The organism is Streptomyces sp. 5-10 (assembly GCF_014712245.1).
Classification (GTDB): domain Bacteria; phylum Actinomycetota; class Actinomycetes; order Streptomycetales; family Streptomycetaceae; genus Streptomyces; species Streptomyces violaceusniger.
Genome location: NZ_JACVYG010000129.1, coordinates 1 through 6378 on the forward strand (window position 1 = coordinate 1; position 6378 = coordinate 6378).

Annotated in this window: 2 protein-coding genes; both read left to right on the forward strand. The window is 71.8% G+C overall.

All coding sequences use genetic code 11. From position 1 onward, the window contains the following. Positions 1-4338: SDR family NAD(P)-dependent oxidoreductase (locus tag IEJ02_RS47235; protein WP_191070423.1), on the forward strand; the 4338-nt coding region annotated here is incomplete at its 5' end. A 91-nt stretch (positions 4339-4429) separates the two neighbouring features. Beyond that, on the forward strand, positions 4430-6378 hold a 1949-nt coding region (locus IEJ02_RS47240; RefSeq protein WP_191070424.1), incomplete at its 3' end, for a type I polyketide synthase.

Genomic DNA, 6378 nt, shown 5'->3' on the forward strand with positions numbered 1-6378 from the left:
CATGTCGAGGCCATCGAGGACGAGCTTCAGCAGACGCTCGCGGGAATCGCCCCGCGCTCCTCGTCGGTGCCGTTCTATTCGACGGTGACCGGCGGGGTGCTGGACACGGCCGGTCTGGACGCCGCGTACTGGTACCGCAACCTGCGCGGGACCGTGCGTTTCGACGAGACCGTCCGTGTCCTGCTGGCCGACGGTTTCCAGGTGTTCATCGAGGCCAGTGCCCATCCGGTGCTCACCATGGGGGTTGAGCAGACGGCCGAGGATCACGCCACGCAGGTCACCGCCGTGGGTTCGCTGCGCCGTGAGGAAGGCGGCCTGGAGCGTTTTCTGACCTCTGTGGCCGAGGCGTATGTGGGCGGCGTGTCCGTCGACTGGGCGGGGGTGTTCGCCGGGACGGGCGCGGAGCGTGTGGAGCTGCCGACGTATGCCTTCCAGCGCTCGCGCTTCTGGCTGGAGCCCGAGGCCATCAACGGCGCCGGTGATGTGGCGTCGGTGGGGCTGGACTCGGCCGGGCATCCGTTGCTGGGGGCAGCCGTGCCGCTGCCCGACTCGGACGGTTTCCTGCTCACCGGTCGGCTGTCGCTCCGTACGCATCCCTGGCTCGCCGACCATGCGGTGTTCGGCCGGGTCATCCTGCCCGGTACGGCGTTCGTCGAGCTGGCGTCGCGGGCGGGTGACGCGGTGGGCTGTGACCGGTTGGAGGAGCTGACACTGGAGGCGCCCCTGGTGCTGCCCGAAGAGGGGGCGGTCCAGGTGCAGCTGGTGGTGGGCGGGCCGGTACAGGATGGGCTGCGCGAGTTCAGCGTGTATTCCCGCCGTGGCGATGGCCCGGACGCGTCGTGGACGTGCCATGCGAAGGGTGCGCTGGCCCCGGCGTCCGCGGCCGGCAGGGCGACGGGCCCGGTGGGCCTGGAGGCGTGGCCGCCGGCGGGGGCGGAAGCGCTCGAGACCGCGGGCTTCTACGAGGACGTGGCGGCCACCGGACTGGCGTACGGGCCGGTGTTCCAGGGGCTGCGTGCCGTCTGGCGCAAGGGCGATGAGGTCTTCGCCGAGGTGGCGCTGCCGGAGGAGTCGCGGGCGGAGGCGGCCCGGTTCGGGCTGCATCCCGCGCTGCTCGATGCGGCGCTGCACGCCTGGCTGGTGTCCGCCGCCGCCGAGGGAGGCGGGAAGGTGGAGGGAATCCAGCTGCCGTTCGTGTGGAGTGGTGTGTCGCTGTACGCCACCGGCGCGACCTCTCTGCGGGTACGGCTGGCCCGTACGGGCGCCGAGGGGATGTCGGTGCTCGTGGCGGATGCCGCCGGTGCGCTGGTGGCGTCGGCGGACGCGCTGGTCACCCGGCCGGTCTCGGAAGCCCAGCTCGCGTCGTCCGCCGGCGACGACGAGTCGCTGTACCGGCTGGAGTGGGTCGCGGCCCCCACTACCAACCCCGCCCCCGCCACCGACCAGTGCGCCGTGGTCGGACCGGATGTCTTGGGCCTGGCCCGGGCGTTGAAGACGGCCGACGGGTCGGTGGAGGAACACACCGATCTGGCCGCTCTGGCGGCGCATGTGGGATCGGGTGCTCCGATGCCGGATCTGGTGTTCGTCACGGTGTCCTCCGGCCCCGGTGAGGACGTCGTCCCGGCGGCGCGTGCGGTGGCCCACCGGACTTTGGATGTGGTGCGGGCGTGGTTGGCGGAGGACGTGTTCGCCGGGGCACGGCTGGTGCTGGTCACCCGGGGCGCGCTGGCGACCGAGGACGGTGCGGATCCGCGTGATCTGGCGGCGGCCCCGGCGTGGGGGTTGGTGCGGTCGGCGCAGGCCGAGCATCCGGACCGGTTCGTCCTGCTGGACGTGGACGGCGCCGAGGCGTCGCTGGCCGTGGTGCATCAGGCGGTGTCCATCGGGGAGCCGCAGCTCGCGGTGCGCGGTGCCGAGGTGCTGGTGCCGCGTCTGGCACCCGGCGCCGCGAAGGGCGTGCTGACGCCGCCGGATGGCGGGGAGGCGTGGCGGCTGGAGTCGTCGGGAGCGGGCACGTTGGAGGGGCTGAGGCTGGCCGCGGCCCCGGATGTCACCGGGGAGCTCGGCGAGCACGAGGTCCGGGTCGCCGTGCGTGCCGCGGGCATGAACTTCCGCGATGTCCTGATCTCCCTGAACATGTACCCGGACCCCGGGGCCATGATGGGGAGCGAGGGAGCCGGTGTGGTCGTGGCCACCGGTTCCGGTGTCACTTCTCTCGCCGTCGGTGACCGGGTCATGGGGTCGTGGACCGGTGGTTTCGGACCGCTGGCCGTGGCGGACCACCGCAGCCTGGTGCGCATCCCGGACGGCTGGTCCTACACCCAGGCCGCACCGATCCCCGTCGTCTTCGGAACGGCTTTGTACGGACTGCGGGAGTTGGGGGGCCTGCGGCGCGGTGAGTCGCTGTTGGTGCATTCCGCCGCCGGTGGTGTGGGGATGGCCGCGGTGCAGTTGGCGCGGGCGTGGGGCGTGGAGGTGTTCGCGACCGCCAGCGAGGCCAAGTGGGATGTCCTGCGCGGCCTCGGGCTGGACGATGCGCATATCGCGTCGTCGCGGACGCTGGAGTTCGAGGAGCGGTTCAGGGCCGCCTCGGGTGGTCGTGGTGTGGATGTGGTCCTGGACTCCCTGGCCGGTGAGTTCGTGGACGCCTCGCTGCGGTTGCTGAGCGAGGGCGGGCGGTTCATCGAGATGGGCAAGACGGATGTGCGGTCGGCCGAGGAGGTGGCCGCGGCGCATCCGGGGGTGATGTACCGGGCGTTCGACCTGGCCGAGGCGGGTCCGGTGCGCATCGGGGAGATGCTCGCGGAGATCGTGGCTCTGTTCGAGGGCGGTGGGCTGGAGCCGTTGCCCGCACGGGTGTGGGATGTGCGCAGGGCTCCTGAGGTGTTCCGGTTCATGAGCCAGGCGCGTCATGTGGGCAAGCTGGTGCTGAGTGTCCCGGCCGCGCTGGATCCGGAGGGGACGGTGCTGATCACCGGTGCCGGTGGTGTTCTGGGTGGTCTGGTCGCCCGGCATCTGGTGGCGGAGCACGGCGTGCGCCGGCTGCTGCTGGTCAGCCGTCGTGGCCGCGCGGCCGAGAGCCTGACGGAGCTCGAGGCGGAGCTGACGGCCCTGGGTGCCTCGGTCACGATCGCCGCCTGCGATGTCGCCGACCGCGACGCGCTGGCCGATCTGCTGGCCGACCTGCCCGACGGACACGGTCTGACCGGTGTGGTTCACGCCGCGGGTCTCCTGGATGACGGCACGGTGACGTCGCTGACGCCGGAGCGGCTGGACGCGGTGTTGCGGGCGAAGGTCGACGGGGCGTGGCATCTGCACGAGTTGACGCGCCGTTTCGATGTGGCCATGTTCGCCCTTTTCTCGTCGGCCGCCGGTGTGTTGGGGGCCGCGGGGCAGGCGAACTACGCCGCCGCCAATACGTTCCTGGACGGGCTGGCTCAGCGGCGTCGGGCGATGGGTCTGCCGGGAGTGTCGCTTGCCTGGGGTCTGTGGGCTGAGCGCTCCGGGATGACCGGCCATCTCGATCAGGCGGACATCTCGCGGATGACGCGGGGCGGACTGGTGCCGTTCTCCTCCGAGGAGGGGTTGCGGCTGTTCGACACGGCGGGCCGGCTGGCCGAGGGCGTGGTGGTGCCCGCCCAGCTCGACCTCGGCCAGTTGGCGGCCGCCGCCGATACCTCGCCCATACCCCCGTTGCTGAGTGGACTCGTACGGCGGTCCGTGACACCCCGGCGTGCCTCGGCCCAGGAAGAGGCTGGTTCGCAGGAGGCGTCGTTGGCGCGGCGGCTGGCCGGGCTTGGTCAGGGGGAGCGGCGGCGGCTGCTGCTGCGTCTGGTCCAGGAGCACGCTGCCACGGTGCTCGGTCATGGGACGGCGTCCGCGGTGGATACCGATCGTGGCTTCCTGGAGTTGGGCTTTGACTCGCTCACCGCGGTCGAGCTGCGCAACCGGCTGAACGCGGCCAGCGGGCTACGCCTGCCCGCCACGCTCATCTTCGACTACCCGACGCCCGCGGCGTTGGCCGGACACCTGGGTGCGGAGATCGCCCCCGTGGCGGCGGACGACGCGCCCGATGTGGCTGCCGAACTCGACCGGCTGGAAGCCGCGTTGCTCGGCACGGACACCTCGGCCGACGACGCCACCCGCACGATGGTGGCCGACCGGCTGAAGCGCCTGCTGTCCCAGTGGGACGGCGGCCGTGGCGGCCCGGTGCCGGACGGCCAGGCCGGCGGAGCGACCAACGGCTCCGGCGATGCGGACGGCGTCGCCGACCACCTGGAGACGGCGGCGGCCGACGAACTCTTCGCCTTCATCGACGAGGAGTTCGGGACGTCGTGATCCGACCAGCGGCCGCCACCACGGCGCATCCACGAAGCCACACCCGCCCGCCGATCACCCGCCCCCGAAGCGCTGACTCCGAGAGGTTCTGATGTCGGAACAAGAAAAGCTGCTCGCCTACCTCCGGCGGGTGACGGCTGATCTGCACCAGACGCGGCAGCGTCTCCAGGACGTGGAGTCGGCGGCCCGGGAGCCGATCGCGATCGTCGGGATGAGCTGCCGGTTCCCCGGCGGGGTGCGCTCCCCCGAGGAGTTCTGGCGGCTGCTGAGCGGGGCCGAGGACGCCATCACACCGTTTCCCGAGGACCGCGGCTGGGACCTCGACACGCTCTACGACGCGGACGCCGATCGGCCCGGTACCTCGTATGCGCGTGAGGGTGGGTTCCTGCACGACGCCGGCGACTTCGACGCCGATTTCTTCGGGATCTCGCCGCGTGAGGCGCTGGCGATGGACCCCCAGCAGCGGCTGCTGCTGGAGACTTCGTGGGAGGCGATTGAGGGGGCGGGTATTGATCCGGCCTCGCTCAAGGGCAGCCGGTCCGGGGTCTTTGTCGGGGCGGTGGCCCCTGACTACGGGCCGCGGGTGCACGAGGCCCCCGATGGTGTCGAGGGCCACCTGGTGACCGGAAGCGCCATCAGTGTCGTGTCCGGGCGTGTGGCCTACACCCTGGGTCTGGAGGGTCCGGCGGTGACGGTGGACACCGCGTGTTCCTCGTCGCTGGTGGCTCTGCATCTGGCGGTGCAGGCGCTGCGTCAGGGTGAGTGTTCCCTGGCTCTGGCCGGTGGTGTCACCGTCATGGCCACGCCTGGCACGTTCATTGGTTTCAGCCGTCAACGTGGGCTTGCGGCGGATGGGCGGTGCAAGCCGTTCGCGGCGGGGGCGGACGGGTTCGGGCCCGCTGAGGGTGTGGGCATGCTGTTCCTGGAGCGGCTGTCCGATGCGCGGCGCAATGGGCATCGTGTGTTGGCGGTTGTGCGGGGTACGGCGATCAATCAGGACGGCGCGAGCAGTGCGCTGTCCGCTCCCAATGGGCCGTCGCAGCAGCGGGTGATCCGTCAGGCGCTGGCCAACGCCGGGCTCACGGCCGGGCAGGTCGATGCGGTGGAGGCGCATGGGACGGGAACGTCGCTGGGTGATCCGATCGAGGCGCAGGCGCTGCTGGCCACGTACGGCCGTGAGCGTACGGCGGATCATCCGCTGCTGCTGGGGTCGGTGAAGTCGAACATCGGTCATACCCAGGCGGCGGCCGGTGTGGCGGGTGTGATGAAGATGGTGCTGGCGATGCGGCACGGCATGCTGCCGCCCACCTTGCACATCGAGGAGCCGTCCCCGCACGTGGACTGGGTGACGGGCACTGTCGAGCTCCTCGCCGAGGCCACCGCGTGGCCCGGGGGTGAGGAGCCGCGCCGGGCCGGTGTGTCCTCGTTCGGCATCAGCGGCACCAACGCCCACGCCATCATCGAGGAGGCGCCGTCGCCGGCCGCTGCCGACACCGCTTCTGACGCGGGCGTGGCGGAGGGGGCGACGGTGCCCCGGACGGCGTTGCCGCTCGTCCCCTGGCTGCTGTCGAGCAAGTCCGAGGCGGCGCTGCGCGCCCAGGCCAGGCGGCTGCTGGAGCATGTGGAGCGGCACCCGGAGGTCGCGGCCGAGGACATCGGATTCTCCCTCGCCACGACGCGGACCGCCTTCGAGCACCGTTCGGTCGTGCTGGCCTCCGATCGTGCGGAGGCCGTACGGGCGCTGACTGATCACCTTGCCGGCCGGGGCGGCTCCGGGCTGGTCGAAGGCGTTGCCAAGCGCAGTGCCGGGGTCGCCTTCGTCTTCCCCGGTCAGGGGTCGCAGTGGGTGGGGATGGCGGCCGGGCTGCTGGATTCCTCGCCGGTGTTCGCGGAGCGGATCGAGGAATGCGGGGCGGCCCTGGCGCCGCATGTGGACTGGTCGCTGGTGGAGGTGTTGCGCGGCGGTGAGGGTGCCGCGGAGGCGTTGGAGCGGGTGGATGTGGTGCAGCCGGTGTTGTGGGCGGTGATGGTGTCGTTGGC